The 16973-nt window shown below is 72.3% G+C and carries 15 protein-coding genes; 8 read left to right on the top strand and 7 right to left on the bottom strand.

The genetic code is table 11. From position 1 onward, the window contains the following. Positions 1 to 52: 52 nt before the first annotated feature. Together OQ02_RS32240 and OQ02_RS46230 are read right to left on the bottom strand one after the other, a co-directional pair. On the bottom strand, positions 53 to 1321 hold the full coding sequence (locus OQ02_RS32240; protein WP_051773061.1) for a serine hydrolase domain-containing protein: 1269 nt from the start codon (positions 1319 to 1321) through the stop codon (positions 53 to 55). 378 nt (positions 1322 to 1699) lie between these two features. After that, a complete protein-coding gene (locus tag OQ02_RS46230; RefSeq protein WP_051773060.1) occupies positions 1700 to 2278 on the bottom strand; it encodes a CGNR zinc finger domain-containing protein in 579 nt (192 codons plus the stop codon). 92 nt (positions 2279 to 2370) lie between these two features. On the opposite strand from OQ02_RS46230, the gene OQ02_RS32230 reads away from it, so the two are divergent. Then, positions 2371 to 2793 carry a nuclear transport factor 2 family protein gene (locus OQ02_RS32230; RefSeq protein WP_197043598.1) on the top strand — a complete coding sequence of 141 codons (423 nt, stop codon included), beginning with the start codon at positions 2371 to 2373 and terminating at the stop codon, positions 2791 to 2793. Between the two features lie 2 nt (positions 2794 to 2795). Further along, complete coding sequence (locus OQ02_RS32225; RefSeq protein ID WP_033442421.1) at positions 2796 to 3491, top strand: MOSC domain-containing protein; 696 nt, start codon at positions 2796 to 2798, stop codon at positions 3489 to 3491. A gap of 46 nt (positions 3492 to 3537) precedes the next feature. Here the strand turns inward: OQ02_RS32225 and OQ02_RS32220 are convergent, their stop codons facing one another. Then, the gene (locus OQ02_RS32220; RefSeq protein ID WP_033442420.1) at positions 3538 to 3999 is read right to left on the bottom strand and encodes a VOC family protein; all 462 of its coding nucleotides are present in this window, start codon (positions 3997 to 3999) and stop codon (positions 3538 to 3540) included. Between the two features lie 243 nt (positions 4000 to 4242). Beyond that, positions 4243 to 4857, bottom strand: a complete 615-nt coding sequence (locus OQ02_RS32215) for a GTP pyrophosphokinase (protein ID WP_033442440.1) — start codon at positions 4855 to 4857, stop codon at positions 4243 to 4245. A 181-nt stretch (positions 4858 to 5038) separates the two neighbouring features. Here OQ02_RS32215 and OQ02_RS32210 point away from each other — a divergent pair, with 181 nt between their 5' ends. Next, complete coding sequence (locus OQ02_RS32210) at positions 5039 to 5884, top strand: EamA family transporter (RefSeq protein ID WP_033442419.1); 846 nt, start codon at positions 5039 to 5041, stop codon at positions 5882 to 5884. Positions 5885 to 5961: 77 nt separating this feature from the next. Here the strand turns inward: OQ02_RS32210 and OQ02_RS32205 are convergent, their stop codons facing one another. Both OQ02_RS32205 and OQ02_RS32200 read right to left on the bottom strand, forming a co-directional pair. Next, positions 5962 to 6462, bottom strand: coding sequence for a hypothetical protein (locus tag OQ02_RS32205; protein WP_033442418.1), 501 nt, complete (start codon positions 6460 to 6462; stop codon positions 5962 to 5964). A gap of 411 nt (positions 6463 to 6873) precedes the next feature. Then, the gene (locus OQ02_RS32200) at positions 6874 to 7419 is read right to left on the bottom strand and encodes a YceI family protein (RefSeq protein ID WP_033442417.1); all 546 of its coding nucleotides are present in this window, start codon (positions 7417 to 7419) and stop codon (positions 6874 to 6876) included. A gap of 94 nt (positions 7420 to 7513) precedes the next feature. On the opposite strand from OQ02_RS32200, the gene OQ02_RS32195 reads away from it, so the two are divergent. The 5 genes from OQ02_RS32195 to OQ02_RS32175 all read left to right on the top strand — a co-directional run bounded on the left by OQ02_RS32195 (position 7514) and on the right by OQ02_RS32175 (position 15264). Next, complete coding sequence (locus OQ02_RS32195) at positions 7514 to 8005, top strand: MarR family winged helix-turn-helix transcriptional regulator (RefSeq protein WP_033442439.1); 492 nt, start codon at positions 7514 to 7516, stop codon at positions 8003 to 8005. Positions 8006 to 8183: 178 nt separating this feature from the next. Beyond that, on the top strand, positions 8184 to 10364 hold the full coding sequence (locus OQ02_RS32190) for a hypothetical protein (protein ID WP_156077450.1): 2181 nt from the start codon (positions 8184 to 8186) through the stop codon (positions 10362 to 10364). A gap of 67 nt (positions 10365 to 10431) precedes the next feature. Continuing rightward, positions 10432 to 11418 carry an AAA family ATPase gene (locus OQ02_RS32185; protein WP_051773059.1) on the top strand — a complete coding sequence of 329 codons (987 nt, stop codon included), beginning with the start codon at positions 10432 to 10434 and terminating at the stop codon, positions 11416 to 11418. Next, positions 11415 to 12572 (top strand): DUF58 domain-containing protein, encoded by a 1158-nt coding sequence (locus tag OQ02_RS32180; protein ID WP_033442415.1) that lies wholly within the window; start codon positions 11415 to 11417, stop codon positions 12570 to 12572. The genes OQ02_RS32185 and OQ02_RS32180 overlap by 4 nt, the downstream gene beginning before the upstream one ends. Before the next feature lie 559 nt (positions 12573 to 13131). Continuing rightward, positions 13132 to 15264 (top strand): DUF3488 and transglutaminase-like domain-containing protein, encoded by a 2133-nt coding sequence (locus OQ02_RS32175; RefSeq protein ID WP_033442414.1) that lies wholly within the window; start codon positions 13132 to 13134, stop codon positions 15262 to 15264. A 4-nt stretch (positions 15265 to 15268) separates the two neighbouring features. Here the strand turns inward: OQ02_RS32175 and OQ02_RS41525 are convergent, their stop codons facing one another. Next, positions 15269 to 16897: a serine/threonine-protein kinase gene (locus OQ02_RS41525; protein ID WP_197043594.1), complete on the bottom strand. Its 1629-nt coding sequence runs from the start codon at positions 16895 to 16897 to the stop codon at positions 15269 to 15271. Positions 16898 to 16973: the final 76 nt, after the last annotated feature.

Below are 16973 nucleotides of genomic sequence, written 5' to 3'. Positions count from 1 at the left end.
TTTCTGGCCGAAGGGCGCGCGTACCCATTGCGCGAAGGGTTCAAACGTCGGATCAAGACATTGTCGGGACCTGCCTGCGGGCGAGTCGCCCGCCGATCTGGATCCACCGGATCCCGCCGTCTCCCGGGTCGCGCAGGAAACGCCCGGTCTGGTTGGTGTCGCCGGTGTCGGAATCACGCATCGCGAACACCAGCCCGTCGAACAACGAGAGGTCCGCGAACGGCTCGCCGTCCACGGTGAGCGCCAGCCGTTCCCGGTCCACCGCTCGCACAGCGTATTCGACATCGCCGTTGCGAAAACGGCCCGCGCAGTCCGGCGGCGGCGCGATGCGGTGGTGCAGGCCGCTCATTCCGTCGTAATCCGCCACCGGCAGGCCCGCCGCGACCAATTCCGGAACCAGGTCGCGCCACAATGCGAAACCGGTGCTGCCGTTGGTGGTCAGCGCCACCACCGTGCCGTCGGCCGGGTTGACCCGGAGGTGGCAGGACGTGCCGTCCGCCGTGCCGTCGTGACCGACCCAGCGGACGCCGTCCCGGTGGAACAGGGCGAGGCCGAGGCCCCACCCGTCGGCCATCCCGAACGGCTCGGCGTGCCGCACGGGTTCCCTCATGAGCGCCAGCTCGCCCGGGTCGATCAGGCGCGGCTCGGCGCCGCCCAGCATCCGGCCGAACACGACCAGGTCGGTCGCGCTGGCGGCCAGTGCCCCCGCCGGCGCGTCGACCGGGGCCAGTGACTGCCGCACCGGGACGACGCGGCCGGTCGCGGGGTTGACCGCGTGGCCGGTGACGACGGCGGAGTCCGGGCTGGTGGTGAATCGCGCGTGCAGCCCGAGCGGGCGGAGCAGGACCGCCTCCACCGCCTCCGACCAGGACATCCCGGTGGCCACCTCGATCAGGTGGCCGATGAGGCAGTACCCGATGTTCGAGTAGGAGAAACCCGCGCCGGGCCGGTGCAGGGGGTGCAGTTCGCGGAGGGCCTGCCGGACGTGGCGGCCGAGCGAGGTGGCGCGCACGTCGTCCGGGTCCGACGGGAGTCCGCCGGTGTGGCTGAGGAGGTGGCGCAAGGTGAGACCGTCGGCCACCACGGGCAGGTGGTCGGACAGCGGCGCGTCCAGGGCGAGGTCGCCGTCGGAGACGAGCGCCATGGCGATGGTCGCGGTGAACGTCTTGGTGATCGAGCCGATCGGCACGGCGGCCTCGGCGGGCAGGCCCACCTCGTGCGTCCACGTGCTCCCGCCGCGGTGCACGGCGATCTGCACGCCGGGCACCAGGTGGTCACGCGTGAGCGCCGTTAATCGGGTGACGATCCGGTCGGTGTCCATGATTGATCCTCTGAATTGAGCCACGATGAGCACAACGGCGGCTGCGGCCACAACGTTGGCTGTCGCCGGGAGACTGTCGCTACCGCCGAACGGAGCATTCCCGGAATGGGAATAACCCATTTACGTCGACTGTAACCCCGGGTTAGAAGGCGGCTTCGGCGGTTCACTCGAATGGCTGGTTTGGACCGCGTCGTCTCGTAAATGGCAGGCCGTGCGCGAGGACTGTTCACAATCGCACGGCAACATTTTTGCGGTCTCGGACCTGATCCTACACGCCGTAACGCGGATCACACGAAATGTGCGGGGTGGTCCGTTCAGCTGGATTTCCGCAATTCCGGGTGAAGCGTCGTAACCTTTTTTGATCGACGTCGTTTGAGGTTACCCGGCCGTAGCGGAGGTTCGGCGGTAGTGCCGGGCGGCCCGGACCCGATTGCCGCACCCCGGCGAGCACCACTCGCGCCTCGGGTGATCCTTCATGAAGTACAGGACGCAGTGGGGCGCGTAACAGGCGCGCAGCAGCGTCCGGCGGTCGCCGGTGAACAGGTCGACCGCCTCGGCGGCGGTGCCCGCCAGCGCGGAGGCCGCGGCGGAGGCGTCGGTCGTGATGATCCGGCGCGGCTCGCCGTCGCTCAGCGTGAGTTGGGGCCACGCGGACGCGGAAGTGGCCGCCCGGTTGATCTCCGCCACGGCCCGCTCGACGTCGTGGCCCGTCGCGATCGGGCGAGTGTCACCCGCCAATAGGGCGGCGAGGGCGCGCAGTGCTGCACGGAGTGATCGGAAGGCGACGAGATCGGCCTCGGCCGCCGGTGCCCCGCCCAGCCAGGCGGTCAGTTCGCCGGTGGTCGTCAGGTGGTCGTGCACGCCGGAGCGGTCCGCGCGGACGGTGTTCATCAGGCGGATCGGCCGGGGTTCCCCGGACTGCCCCGGCGGTTCGGGGCGCGCGTCCAGTGGCTGCACGCTTCTAACGCTAACACGGGCTTGCATCCGTTAGTGGTTCGTTCTAACGTTTGTTGAGTCGACCAAACGTTAGAAGGAGTGCCGTCGTGCTGCTGGTGCCACCGTTCACCGAGGACTCCGCCCGCGCCAAGGTCCGCGCGGCCGAGGACGTCTGGAACACCCGTGACCCGCAGCGGGTCGTCGCCGCGTACACATCGGACTCGGTGTGGCGCAACAGGTCCGAGTTCGTCCGCGGTCACGACGAGATCATCTCGTTTCTCACCCGGAAGTGGCAGCGGGAGCACGACTACGTGCTGCGGAAGTCGCTGTGGGCGTTCACCGGCGACCGCATCGCGGTCCGGTTCCAGTACGAGTGGCACGACGACGAAGGCCGGTGGTGGCGCAGCTACGGCAACGAGAACTGGGAGTTCGCGCCCGACGGCCTGATGCGCCGCCGCGAGGCGAGCATCAACGACGTGGAGATCGCCGCGGCCGACCGCCGCCTGCCCGGCCCGACCGAACTCCCGCTGGCGTAGCCGTGCGCGTCGACGGTCTGTGGCGGTACCCGGTGAAGTCCCTGGGAGGCGAACGCCTGACCGCCGCCGCGCTCACCGAGGACGGCGTGGCGGGCGACCGGCTGGTGCACGTGCGGGGTGACCGCGGCCCGTTGACCGGGCGCACCCGGCACGGCCTGCTGACCATCCCGGCGTCCACCGGACCCGACGGCACTCCGCTCGTGGCCGGGCACCGGTGGGACAGCGCGGCGGCCGACGCCCTCGTCGCACCGCACGGCGGGCGGCTCGTGGCGGACGCCGGTCCGGCGCGGTTCGACGTGCTGAACCTGTTGGTGGCGACGGACGGCGCCGTGGCGCACTGGGGCGCGGACCTCCGGCGGCTGCGGCCGAACATCCTCATCGGCGGCGTCGGACCGCGCGAGGAACGCGACTGGCCGGGGCACGCGCTCGTCATCGGGGAGGCCGTGATCGGGGTTCACTCGGTGCGCGGGCGGTGCGTCGTCACGTCGATCGACCCCGACACCGGCGCGCAGGACCTGGACGTGTTCCGCCGCATCCGCACCGAGTTCGGCAACGAGCTGTGCCTGAACTGCTGGGTGATCGAGCCGGGGGAGATCCGCCCCGGCGACCGGGTCGGGCTGGTGCCGACCGACGAGACGCCGGAGCGGGTCGGCGGCTGGATCACCGGCGCGCCCTACCAGCCCGACAACCGGCCGTGACCGCCCAGCCGTGACCGCCCAGCCGTGGCCGCTCAGCCGTGGCCGCTCAGTCCAAGCAGAACTCGTTGCCCTCGGGGTCGGTCATCACGATGAAGCCGGCGCTCAGCGGGGGAGCGGGCTCGTCGCGGCGGACCCGCGTCGCCCCGAGCGCGACGAGCCTGGCGCACTCGGCTTCCAGAGCGGCCATCCGCTCCTCGCCCTGGAGGCCGGGTGCCGCGCGGACGTCGAGGTGGACCCGGTTCTTGGCGACCTTGTCCTCGGGCACCTGCTGGAAGAACACCCGCGGACCGTCGCCGTCCGGGTCCTCGATGGCCGATCGCGTGTTGCGCTGGTCCTCCGGCACCCCGACCCGCGCGAGGAAGTCGTCCCACGCGGCCAGCGGGTCGGCGCCCTCGGGGAGGTCCACGCCAGGTGGGCCGGGGTGGACGTAGCCCAGCGCGTCGCGCCAGAAGGACGACAGTGCGCGCGGGTCGTGGGCGTCGAAGGTCACCTGGATGTGGCGGCTCATCGCAAAGCTCCGTTCGTGGTGGCGTCCATGCGGTCACCCTGACACCGATAGCGGACAGGTTTGGTCCGGGTAGGGGGATGGTGCACCGCAGACCGCGACCACGCCGGCGCGGACGTCGGCCACGCCGGGCGTCGGTCGCGTCGGGCGTCGGTCGCGTCGGGCGTCGGTCGCGTCGGGCGTCGGTCGCGTCGGGCGTCGGTCGCGTCGGGCGTCGGTCGTGCCGGGCCTCGGCCATGCCGGACCTCAGTCGCGTTGCACCTCGGTGTGCAGGGATTCCATCCGGGCGTCCAGCTCGGCCGCGATGGCGGCGGTGGCGGTCAGCTCCTCGACGAAGCCTGCGGGCACCTGGTCGTCGTACTTGTAGTACAGCTTGTGCTCCAGCGTGGCCCAGAAGTCCATCGCGATGGTCCGCAGCTGCACCTCGACCTTCACGTGCTCCACCCGGTCCGACAGGAACACCGGGATGCGCACGATGAGGTGCAGGCTGCGGTAGCCGTTGGGCTTGGGCGCGGCGACGTAGTCCTTGGTCTTCAGGATCTCCACGTCGTTCTGCCGCGCCAGCATGTCCCGCACCCGGTACACATCGGACACGAACGGGCAGACCACCCGCACGCCCGCCACGTCGTCCAGGTGCTCGGCCGCCAACGACAGGTCCGCCGGCAGCCCCTTGCGCCTGAGCTTGTCGAGGATCGCGTCGGGTCGCTTCACCCGCTGCGTGACGTGCTCGATGGGGTCGTGCCGGTGGACGAGGTCGAACTCCTCGCTCAGGATGCGGAGCTTCGTCATCAACTCGTCGACCGCGAACTTGTACACCACGAGCGACTGCCGCAGCACGTCGTCCGCGACGCCTGTGTCCATGATCCCCACGATACCGGCACGCCGCCCGGCTAGGATGCCGGTCGTGAACACCCACTGGCACGTGGTCCTTCCGCCGCCGTGCGCCTGACCGGGCGCACTCGCTGAAGCACACCCGCACCCACGCCTGACTCCCGCAGTGCGCCCGTTCGCGCCCTCTTCTCGTCTCGCGAACGGAGACCTCGTGTCGACCCTTGCCGTACGACTACGCGCTCGATTCACCCGCGGACCGCTGCCGATCCTGGCCGCCTGCGTCCTGTGGGGCACCACCGGCACCGCCAGTTCACTGGCACCCGACTCCGCACCGGCCTCCGCCGTCGGCGCGGCGGGTCTCGTGCTCGGTGGCTTCCTGCTCTTCGTGACCGCACGCGGCACCAACGCCGTGCTGCGGACCGCCGACCGGCGGCTGCTGTCGCTCGGTGCGCTGACCGTGGCCGGCTACGCGCTCGCCTTCTACCCGGCGGTCGAGCGCACGGGTGTGGCGGTCGCCACCACCGTGGCGTTGGCCACCGCGCCGATCGTGCTGGGCCTGCGTTCCCGACCGCTCGTCACGTCGGCAGCCGTGGTCGGCTGCGCGGTGCTCGTGCTGGGCGGCGGTGACGCGCACGTCGACCTGGTCGGCGTGGCGCTGGCCGTCATCGCGGGCCTGTCGTTCGCCGTGTACTCGGTGATCTGCGCGCACCTGATCGGGCTCGGGCACCCGTCCGGGGCGGTCGTGGGCGCGGTGTTCGGCGGCGCGTCGGTGCTGACGCTGCCGGTGCTGCTGCTGCTCGGCGTCGGGTGGGTGGCAACCCCGTCGGGCCTCGCGGTGACCGCGCACCTGGCGGTGTTCACCACGTTCGTGGCCTACCTGCTGTTCGGACGAGGCCTCCGGCGCACGAGCGCGGCGACGGCGACCACGTTGACCCTCGCCGAACCGGCGGTGGCGGCGGTGCTGGGAGTGGTCGTCCTGCACGAACGGCTGCCGTTCGCGTCGTGGTGCGGCATGGGCGTGCTGGGACTCGCCCTGCTCGCCCTCGCCCGCGGATAGATCACGCGAAACGGCCCGGCCGGCGCTCCCGCTGCGGGGCGCCGGCCGGGCCGGTCCGTTCTGGTCAGTGCTGGTCGCTAGTCGCCGCGGTGCGCGCCGCCGCCCAGCCCGTAGAGGATGCGCTGGATCACTTCCGGGTCCACGTTCGGCTCGTCGCCCAGCGCCTCGGCGGCGGGGGAGCGGCGCGGCTCACGGCGCGGCAGGGGCACGGACGAGGCGTCCATGCCGCTCGGCAGGGCCAGCTCGCACCACGCCAGGCGGCCACCCGCGGTGAGGTCGACCAGTCCCGCGCGGGTGCCGGTCAGCTCCGGCGGCAGCGCGACGCGGTTGCCCTCGACCTCGACCACCAGGTACGCGCCGGTCAGCCGGAGGCGCACGAGCAGAAAGCCGGGCGCACGCCGGTCGGCCACCTCGACCGCGGCGGCGACGAGCCGGCGGACCGTCTGCGCTGCCTCGTCCTGCATCGCCCGCAGCCGCCACTCGCCCAGCGAGAAGCGCACGAACATGTCCGCGACGCTCACCGCGGTGGGCAGCGCGACGAGTCGAAGGTCGTCGACCTGTTCGGTCTGGGCGTTCACACCGATCCTCCTCGCCTGCGTCCGGCGCGTGCTACGCCAGATGGTGCCATGAGTGCGTCCGATGTCACCCACGTGGTCTACCGACCGTGAGCGGACTGTGTCCGCTTCGAGTTCTACGCCTTCAGTGTTCACCGAAGGAAAGCCCGGGATTCACGATCTACTACGGCTGGAGACTGTGCGCGGTTCACATACGGTTGCGGCGACGCACCGGAAAGTACCGAAATGCAGGGTGAAATGGAATCACGAGCTTGTTCGCCCGGACGAGCGACTTGACCTACGCACCGTAGGGGACGAGCAGCACGAAGGGGCCACCGGCACTCCGGTGGCCCCTTCCGTGGATCGCGGCCGGACAGGCCCGGCTGATCCCGCCGGTACTGATCCCGACGGCGCTGCTCCCGCTCGCGCGGGACGTCAGGCCTGCTGCACGGCCTCGATCTCCAGCAGAATCGTGATCTTGTCGCCGACGACCGCGCCCGCCGCGCCGCCGGTCACGCCGAAGTCGCGGCGGTTGATCTCGGTGGACGCGGAGAAGCCCGCGACCTTCCCGCCGCCCATGCCGTCGCCGAAGCCGTTGATCTCCAGGCCCAGCTCGACGGTCTTGGTCACACCGCGCAGCGACAGCTCGCCGTCGACGACGAAGCCCTCGCCCTTGGCGCGCACGCCGGTGGAGGTGAAGGTCAGCTCGGGGTGCTTCTCGACGTCCAGGAAGTCCTCGCCCTTGACGTGGGCGTCGCGCTGGCCGTTGCGGGTGTCGACCGAGGCGGCGTCGATCTTGGCCTCGACGGTCGACTCCAGCGGGTTCTCGGCGGTCACGATCGTGCCCTCGAAGGTGCCGAAGTGGCCGCGGACCTTGGACACGCCGAGGTGGCGGACCACGAACGAGACGTCCGAGTGCACCGGGTCGATGGCCCACGTGCCGGTGAGGTAGCCGGGGATCTGAACGGTCTGCGTCGTCATGGGGAGAATCCTTCGCGGTTGGTTTTGTTGAACTCTCAATCGAATATAGCCCACGTTGGTTGAGGGTTCAACCACGCGGCGTATGATGTGGGACATGAGCGACGTGCGGTGGCTGAGCGCCGAGGAGCAGCAGGTGTGGCGTGCCTTCATGACCGCCGTGACCAAGTTCACCGACCACTTGGACCGGCAGTTGCAGCGGGACGCCGGGATGCCGATGGCGTACTACGAGATCCTGGTCGCGCTGTCCGAGGCGCCGGGCCGGGCGCTGCGGATGAGCGAGCTGGCGTCCGTGTGCCACTCCTCCAGGTCCCGGCTGTCGCACGCGGTGGCCCGGCTGGAGAAGGAGCACTGGGTCGAGCGGCGCGCGTGCCCGTCCGACCGGCGCGGTTCCATCGCGGCCCTCACCGACACCGGGTTCGCCGTGCTGGAACAGGCGGCGGAGGGTCACGTGACGGCGGTGCGCGAGCACCTGTTCGACGTGCTGACCCCCGCGCAGCTGCGGTCGCTCGCGGAGATCAGCCGGGCGGTGGACGCGGGCCTGGCGGTGGAGTGCGCGTCGGCGCGCGAAGAGCTCGCCGACTTCTGACGCCCGCCGACTTCTGCCGACTTCCGACTCCGGACGTCCGGCCGTCCGACCCTCCCGACGTCCCGCGCGGTGTCCGATGTGGACAGGTCGTGCATCCGGCGCAGCGCGCCATCGGCCGAGCGGAGCAGGGCCGCAACTGTGCCCGAAAACGTGATGCCGCCCGGTTAGCATCCGCTCCGTGGTAGTGAAGCTGGGTACGATCGCGCGTCGCGTCGTCGGTGCCGGTCGACGTGAGTCGGCCAGTGTCGGGGTGGCCGCGTTAGGGCTGTTGCTGTTGGCCGGAGCCGCGTTGGGCGACGGCATCGCGCGCACGGCGGTGGACGTGTCCGACGGGCTCACGTGGTTGGACGACGACCAGCGGGGCGAAGTCGTGCAGGTCAACCCCAGCTCGGCGAAACCGCAGATGCGGTTGCAGGTCAGCGGTGCGGACGCGCAGCTGGAGATCGCGCAGTCCGACGACACGTTGCTCGTGCTCGACCGCCGCACCGGGCAGATCACCGTGATCGACCTGGCCACGCTGCTCTCGTCCGGCCGACGGCAGGCGCCGCCCGGACCGTCGGCGAAGGTCCTCATCGTCGGCGACCGGGTGTTCGTGGTCGACCGCACGGCGGGATCGGTGCACCACGCCGACCCGATCACGTTGGCCGACATCGGCGCACCGTGGCTCGCGGGCCAGCCGCTGGCCGACGTGGTGGCCGACGACGACGGCGTCGTCTGGGCCGTCGACCACGGCGGCAACCTGCACGCGCTGCGGTGGTCGGAGGAAGAGCAGAACTTCTCGGAGCGGTCCAACAAGCCGGTCGCGGGCGCCGGTCCGCGCACCGCGCTGGTGCCGCACGAGCGCGGCGTGACGCTGCTCGGGTTGGAGGGCGGCGTGGTGGTGCGTGACGGCACCGGCCGCGACCTCACCGCGAGCACCGCGTCGTTGGTCGGCGAGGTGCTCGCCGCCCAGACGAGCCCGACGGGACTGGTGCCCGCGTCGGTGCCGGACGCGTCGGCGGTGGTGCTGCTGAGCGGTGACGAAGTCGTCCGGGTCGACACCGGGCAGCTCGGCTGCCCCAGGCCGGGGCGACCGGCGGTGTTCCGCGACCGCGTCTACGTGCCGTGCCGGGGTTCCGGCAAGGTCGTCGTGCTGGACCGGTCCGGCCGGCGAGGCGCGGACGACGTGCGCACGGGCGGCTCCGGAGAACCGGCGCTCGTGTTCGACGACGGCAAGCTGTTCATCAACACGCCCGGCGCGAACGAAGGCGTGATCGTGGACGCCGACGGCCGGACGCGCGGCGTGGTGATCCGCGACCCCGAGCTGCCGGTGATGGACCCGGAGCGGTCGCCGATCCCGAGCGTGCCGAGCCCACCGCCGCCGCGTCCGGACCCGCCGACGCGGAACAACCCGCGCGGTGGCCCCAACCCGCCGGCCGGCGGCACCGAGACGACGACGCCCGCGCCGCCACCGACGACGACGAGCGCCGCCGTGGCGGGCGTGGTGCCGGGACGCCCGTCCGGTGTGACGGTGTCGCAGCGCAGCAACAACGGCACGTCGGTGGTCGTCGCGGTCAGCTGGAGCGCGGTGCCCGGCGGTGGTGAGCCGATCTCCGGGTACTCGGTGACGGCGACCGGCGGGTTCGCCGGCGGCAGCAAGGAAGTCCAGGTCTCGGGCACGTCGACCGAGTTGACGCTGGCGTGCACGGGAACGTTCTGCACGAGCGGCAGGCTCGACGTGGCCGTGGCGGCGTACAACCGGTTCGGCGCGGGTGAGGCCGGCGCGGCGTCGTGGACGGTCCGCCCCGTGGCGCCACCGCCGACCACCACCCAGGCGCCGGTGCCGACCACGACCACCACGCCGCCCCCGCCTCCACCTCCGCCCCCGCCGCCACCGACCACCACGACCACGCCTCCTCCGCCCCCACCGCCCAGCCTGCCCACGGCGGGCGCCGCGGTGATCGTCTCGATCGTCAACAACGGCGGCATGTTCGAGCGGCCGGTGAACCTGGCCCCGCCGGCGGACTGGGCGAGCCACAACGGTCCGTGCGAGGTCGTCAACCTGACCCACGGCTTCGCCCAGCCGATCGCGTGCTCGGCCACGTCCACCACCATCGGGGTCGACTACGGCCAGAACGTGATCGTCGTGCGGGCGCACGCCGCGACGGGCACCGGGTCGGTCGACTCGGCGGCCCGCAGCACGACCGTGCGCGACATCGACGAGTGCGGTGGTCGGATCTGCTACCCGAAGAGCGTCCCGGCGTCCGCCGAGGGCAATCAGCTGGTCGGCGGCGGCATCGGACTGCTCGCGACCGCGTGGCTGCTGACGTACCGGAACCGGCGCGAGCGGCGCGGCGAGTCGGAGCGAGACCCCGAGTGAGACCGGCGGTGAGACCCGGCCGCTGCCGGTCGGCGGTGTGCGTGGGTGACGAGCACGAGGGGCGAATGTGACGACGACGGCGGCTCCGGCGATCGGCGCGGACGACATCGCGGCGTTCCGCGCGCTGCACGCGCGGCTCGGCGACGCGGTCGAGTCCGCGATCCGGGGCAAGCGGGACGTGGTGGACCTCGTGCTCGTGTCGCTGTTCGCGGGCGGGCACGTGCTGCTGGAGGACGTGCCCGGCACGGGCAAGACGACACTGGCCCGTGCGGTGGCGGGAGCGTTGGGCGGGGTGTCGCGGCGGGTGCAGTTCACGCCCGACCTGCTGCCGTCCGACGTCACCGGCACGTCCGTCTACGACCCGCAGACCGGTGAGGTCCGGTTCCGGCCGGGGCCGGTGTTCGCGAACGTCGTGCTGGCGGACGAGATCAACCGGGCCGCCGCCAAGACGCAGTCCGCGCTGCTCGAAGTGATGGAGGAGCACACGGTCACGGTCGACGGCGTCGCGCACGCGGTGCCCGCGCCGTTCCTCGTGGTCGCCACGCAGAACCCGATCGACCTGGACGGCACGTACCGGCTGCCGGAGGCCCAACTCGACCGGTTCATGCTGCGGACGTCCATCGGCTACCCGGCGGTGGAGCACGAGATCGACGTGCTGCGGCCGGGCAGCGGCGCCGGCCAGGTCGGCGCGGTGCCCACCGTGAGCAACCCGCACGTGGTGGCGGAGCACGGGCGTCGACTGGCGATGCTGCACGTGGCCGACCCGTTGCTGCGGTACATCAGCGACATCGGTGTGGCATCCCGCGAGGACGGCCGGTTGCGGTTGGGCGCGAGCACCCGTGGCCTGCGGGCCCTGGTGCGGTGCGTGCAGGTGTACGCCGCCGCGCAGGGCAGGCACTTCGTGGTGCCGGGCGACGTGCAGGCGCTGGCGGTGCCGGTGCTGGCGCACCGGCTGGTGCTGACCCGCGAGGCGCAGCTGGCCGGAACCACGACCGAAGAGGTCCTGGCCGACGTGCTGGCGGGTGTGGCGGTGCCGAGACCGGCCGCGCGATGACCAGGGTGCGGCTGACGGCACGCGGGCTCGGTGCCGTGCTGCTCGGCGTGCCGTTGGTGGGGTTGGGGTTGTGGTGGCGTTATCCGGGGGTGGCGGGGTTCGGCATCGCGCTCCTCGTGCTCGTGGCGGTCGGGGTGGCGTCGGTGTCGTCGCGGGCGCAGGTCGCGCCGACGCGGGTCGTGCGGCCCCGGACAGTGCAGCGGTTGGGCGCGTGCACCGGGGTCGTGGAGTTGACCGGCACCAGCAAGCGGTTCCCGGTGTGGTTCGACGCCACCGACGAGGTCGCGGGTGAGGCCGTCGCGGTGGACATCCCGCTGCTCGCGCCGGGGCAGACGGTGAAGGTCGAGTACCCGATCCCGACGCACGCCCGAGGCCTGCTCCGCATCGGACCGCTGACGTTGAGCCGTCGTGGGCCGGCAGGTCTGGCGCACGCCCGCACCGTGGTCGGTGATGTGGTGGAGGTCCGTGTGGTGCCTCGGGTGCTGCCGGTGCGCGGACTGCCCGGTGGGGTGCGGCGCGGGCACATAGGGGCGGACGAGCGGGTGGAGCGTGGCGGTACCGACCTGGTCGGGCTGCGCGAGTACGTGCCTGGTGACGACTTGCGGCGGCTGCACTGGGCGACGTCGGCGCGGACCGGGACGTTGATGATCCGCGAGGACGCAGACCCGGCCCGGCCGCACCTGGCGGTGGTGCTGGACGACCGTGCGGAGGGGTATGCGTCGGTCGCGGATTTCGAGGACGCGGTGGAGGTGGCGGCGTCGCTGGTGACGGTGGCGATCGCCGAGGGGCACCCGGTGCGGTTGGTGTCGTCGTCGGGTGCGGTGGACGTGGAGCTGCCGGCGGGGGCCGTGGGTGCGGACGCGTCGGTGGTGTTGGCGGCTTTGGCTGATCTTGCGGCGGTGGACGAGCCGTCTCCGTCTTCGGGGGCGCGACCGTTGCCGATCCGGGACCTGGACGTGGTGGCGGTGGTGTGCGGGGCGGTGGCCGAGCTGTCCGGGTTGGTGTTGGAGGCGGGCCGGGCGTCGGTCGGAGTGGTGCTCGTGGTCGATCCCGAGCCGGCGCTCGCGGTTTCGGCGGTGGGATCGGTGCTGGTGCTGCGTCACGTGAAGGCCGAGGGGCTGTTGGACGCGTGGAACACGGCGGTGTCGCGGTGAAGGTGGATGTGTCGCGGTGAAGGCGGATGCGCGGTGAGGACGGTTGCGTTGAACGCGCGGCCGGGCACGGGGCTCGGTATGGTGCTTGCGTCGGCGCCCGTCGAGCGGCCCGGTGCGTGGGAGCCAGCCGCCCCGGCCCCACGACCCGAAGATCACCCGATAGTGGAACCGGCTTCGGGGATGAATGGTAATCCCGATTTCGTTGCCAGAAAAGGGAGTCGCGGCGCCACGGCCCCCGGTCCGTCTGGGCGGTGAGCGCGTGACGGCGCGGCGACCCGGCGGCGTTGATGCGAACGGCGTCGAGGGGATCGCCCAACCAGGCGTAACCCCTCAACCGGCCACGAGCACCCAACCGGCCACGAGCACCCGCCTGAGTGCGAGTGCCAAACCGGGGACCAGTGCCAGTGCCCAGCCGGATGCCAGTGCCAGTCGCAGCGCCCGGCTGGGTGCCACTACCAGCGCCAGTACGAGCGCTGGTACCAGTGCCTCTGCCAGCGCCGGCACCAGGGCCAGCGCCGGTACCAGTGCCCGGCTGGGGTGGGCGGCGCTGCTGCTCGCAGTGGCGGCGCTGCACTTGGGCGTGGGTTGGCAGGGGTACGTGCCGTCGCTGGTGTTCGCGGGCGCGGTGGTGGTGGCGTTCCTGTGCCTGCCGCTGGTGCGGTGGGTTCCCGCTGGGCTGGTGGTGTTCGCGGCGGTGTCGTTGGCGTTGGTCGGCGGCTACTGGGTCGCACGGGACTCGGCGATCGACTCCACCGACCCGCTCCCGGTGCTGCTGGACCTGGTGCCGCGCCTGCTGACCGCCGCACGTCCAGCGCCCGCGACGCCCGAGCTGATGGTCCCGGGCGCGTTGCTGGTGTTCGGGGTGTCGCTGGGGGTGGCGTCGGCGGGCCGTGGACCGGCAGGCCGTGCACGAGCAGGCAGTGGGCGAGCAGGCAGCGGGCGGGTGGGGCGGGGCTGGAGGGGTGGGGGACGGGCCGGGCGGGGGCGGTCTTTGTTTGCGCCGGTTGTCGGGGCGGCGGTGCTCTACACGTGCACGGCGTTGTTGACCGCCGGCCAGGCGGACCGGAACGGGCTGGTTGCGGTGGTGTTGCTCGCGCTTGTCGCCGTGGGCTGGCTGGTGGTGGACCGGCTGGAGGCGGGCGGTCGGGTGTTGCTCGGGTTGCCTGCCGTGCCGGTGGCGGTGGTGGCCTTGGTCGCCACCGTGTTGCCGTCCGGCGGGGCGTTCGAGCCGCGAGAATTGGTGGAGCCGCCGGTCAGTGGCCTCGGCGTGGCGAGTCCGCTGCCGCAGTTGGCGTTCTGGGCGGGTTTGGGGGACACCGAGTTGTTCCGGATGCGTGGCCCCGAACGGGCCGTGCGTCTGGTGGCGCTGTCGGACTACTCGGGCGCGGCGTGGCGGGCGGCGTCGTTGTACGGGCCGATCGGCGCGGTAGCCGCTCCGGACCTTCCGCCGGGCGCGCGGGTGGACGAGACCGAGGTGGAGATCACCATCGGCGAGCTGAACGGCAGTTGGCTGCCGACGGTGGGGCGTCCCACGGCGGTCACGTTGGACGGCGCCATGGTGGACCCCGACTCGGGTTCGTTGGTCTCGCTGACCGAGCTGCAACCCGGCCTCAAGTACCGGGTCCGCGGCGTTCTGGACGTCCCCGACGACACGGACCTCCTCGAAGCGACCGTGCCGACCGGCGGCCGGACGCACCGGTACCTGGCGTTGCCGGGACTGCCCTACTCGCTGGCCGAGTACGCGCGGCAGGTCGTGCGCAGTGCGCGGACGCCGTACGAGCGGGCGGTGGCCATCGAGCAGGTGGTGAAGCAGGGGCGGGTGCCGGACCCGCAGGCGCCGGTCGGCTCGTCGTACGCACGGCTGGAGCGGTTCCTGTTCGGCGCTCCCGGTGAACCTGGTGCGAACGCGGGCACGGCCGAGCAGTTCGCGTCGGCGTTCGCCGTGCTGGGGCGGGCGGTGGGGTTGCCGACGCGCGTGGTCGTCGGGTTCCAGCCGGCCACGGGGGAGGAGCGGGTGGTGCGTGCCGCCGACGCGACCGCGTGGCCCGAGGTGTACTTCGCCGGGTGGGGTTGGGTGCCGTTCGACCCGGTGGCGGGTGTGTCGTCGGGCGGTTCGAGCGCGGCGCAGAAGCGCGAGGTGCTGGACCGGTTGGCGTCGATCACGGCCAGTCCGACCAGCACGCCGCTGTCCCCGCCACCCCCGTTGGTGACGCCGTCGAGCGCGGTGGCCGCCCAGGCACCGGCCGAATCGCGCCGGTGGATCGGGTACGCGGTGCTCGGCGCCCTGCCGGTGGTGCTGCTGCTGGTCCTCGGGGCGGCCCGGCTGGCGCGGCGGAGGCGTCTGCGGGCGGCGGGTGCGACCGGGGCTTGGGCCTACGTGCTCGACGGCCTGCTGTTGGCCGGTCGAACCCCGCCACGGGACCGGACCGCACCCGACATCGCATCGGGCGACATCGCATCGGGTGACATGGCGTCGGGACTGGCGGAGCAGGCTGGGGAACTGGCCGGGTTGGCCGAGTTCGCGGCCTTCGCACCGGCTGGGCAAGTGGCCGGCGGAGTGTCAGGAGGGGAGAGTTCGGAGAAGCACGCGTGGCGGTTGGCGCGTCAGGTCCGCAGTGGTTTGCGGCGCGGTGTTCCCTGGTACCGCAGGATGTTCTGGGCGGTCGATCCGCGGCCCTTGTGGCGACGTTAGAAGGTCAGCCGTTCCGCACGGCACACGTCCGGGCGGACGCCCCGCGCTGCGTCGCCGGGTCGGCCAACCCGATGGCCAGCACCTGGAAGCAGTACTGGCCGGCGGTCGGCTCCAAGCCCTCCACCACGTGTGACGTCGCACCCGCCGCCACCGTCACCAGCGGTTTGGCGGGCGACCCGGTCACGTCCACCACCACGAACTGCGCGTTGCCGCCGCTCGGGTCCGTCCAGAACAGCTCGATCCGGTCACCGTCGTCCTCCAGCCGCTTGAGCGTCGGCGTGAACGCCGGGTCACCCCCCGCCGGCACGCTCGCCATCGTCGTGGCACTGGTGGCAACCGTCGTGGTGGCAACCGCTTCGGCACCGGACGACGGCGCCACCGCGGCCCGATCGGACCACCCCGGCAGGCTCAACGCCACTCCGAAAGCCACACCAACGGCCACCGCCCCCACCGCGCCCACCGTCCACAACCGACGCTTGCGCCGCGGCGGCGGGTCCGGCGGTAGTTCCACCAGCGGGGGAGCGGGCGGCGGCAGGACGGGGCGCGGCACGGTGTGGTGGCGGACGGTCAGGTCCGCCACGTCCTCGGTCCACGTCTTCACCGGCTCGGGCGCGACGACGACGGGCTCCGCCGCGGCCTCGACCACCGGCTTGGGGCCGAAGTCGGGCAACTCGGTCGGACCCTCCGGGTACCGCTCCGGCACCTCCTGCCGCACCGCCACCGTGTGATCCGGGTCCACTGTGGACTGCGGCGTCCACGTCGGCACCGAGGCCAGCGCCGCCCGCAACGACGCCGCGTCCGGGAACCGCTCCTCCCGCGCCTTGCGCAGGCACCGCAGGATGATCGCCACCAGCTCCACCGGCACGTCGCGCCGCAGCAGCGACCGGGGCCGCGCCTCACGCACCCGCCCCAGGTACCCGAGCATGGTGTCCTCGCCGGGTGTGTCCGACGCGAACGGCGGCTGCCCGTCGAGCAGCGTGAACAGCGTCGACCCCAGCGACCACACGTCGTCCGTCGCCGCGGGCCGACGGCCGTCCACCATCTGCGGCGCGGCGTGCCGGTAGCTCACCAGCTGCAACGACGCCGTGTGCGCCGCGTCCGCACCGCGTGCGATGCCGAAGTCGGCCAGCACGTAGGACGTGGGCAGCACCAGGATGTTCTGCGGCTTCACGTCCCGGTGCAGGATGCCCTGGCCGTGCGCGAACGACAGCGCGTCCGCCACCGCGATCCCCGCCGCGACCACCTCGTGCACCGGCAGCGGCCCGCGCTGGACGAGCCGGTCGTGCAGCGATCCGAGGTCGTGGTACTCCATCACGATGCACGGCCGACCGGCGATCACGCCCGTGTCGAGCACCGTCACGATGTGCGGGTGCTGGCGGCCCAGCCGCACGGTGATCTCCAGTTCGCGGTGGAACCGGCTGACCGCGTCCGGGTCGGTCACGTCCAGCACCTTCACCGCGACGTCACGCCCCAGGCCGTCCTGGGTGGCCCGGTACACCGTGCCCTCGCCGCCGTGCGCGACGAGACGGAAGTCGCTGTAGCCGGGCAGTGCGACGGCGGGCAGTGCGACGGCGGGCGCCGTGCCCTCGCCGGGCGGGGGCGCCCAGGCCAGCAGGTCGTCGGCGGGATCCACGTCGAGGATCGTATCGGCCGACCACGACATCGGCGGACACCTTTCGGCGCACGGTCGCGCGGCGGTCGGGCGAGGT

Source organism: Saccharothrix sp. NRRL B-16314, assembly GCF_000716595.1.
Classification (GTDB): Bacteria; Actinomycetota; Actinomycetes; order Mycobacteriales; family Pseudonocardiaceae; genus Actinosynnema.
Note: the sequence above shows the minus strand (reverse complement) of the source record. Positions and strands in the feature narration are given on the sequence as shown.

What these genes read in the sequence shown, in the direction of transcription:
- OQ02_RS32240 (WP_051773061.1), bottom strand. Translation starts at nt 1,321, where the DNA reads ATGGACACCGACCGGATCGTCACCCGATTAACGGCGCTCACGCGTGAC.
- OQ02_RS32220 (WP_033442420.1), bottom strand. Translation starts at nt 3,999, where the DNA reads ATGAGCCGCCACATCCAGGTGACCTTCGACGCCCACGACCCGCGCGCA.
- OQ02_RS32215 (WP_033442440.1), bottom strand. Translation starts at nt 4,857, where the DNA reads ATGGACACAGGCGTCGCGGACGACGTGCTGCGGCAGTCGCTCGTGGTG.
- OQ02_RS32200 (WP_033442417.1), bottom strand. Translation starts at nt 7,419, where the DNA reads ATGACGACGCAGACCGTTCAGATCCCCGGCTACCTCACCGGCACGTGG.
- OQ02_RS32195 (WP_033442439.1), top strand. Translation starts at nt 7,514, where the DNA reads ATGAGCGACGTGCGGTGGCTGAGCGCCGAGGAGCAGCAGGTGTGGCGT.
- OQ02_RS32180 (WP_033442415.1), top strand. Translation starts at nt 11,415, where the DNA reads ATGACCAGGGTGCGGCTGACGGCACGCGGGCTCGGTGCCGTGCTGCTC.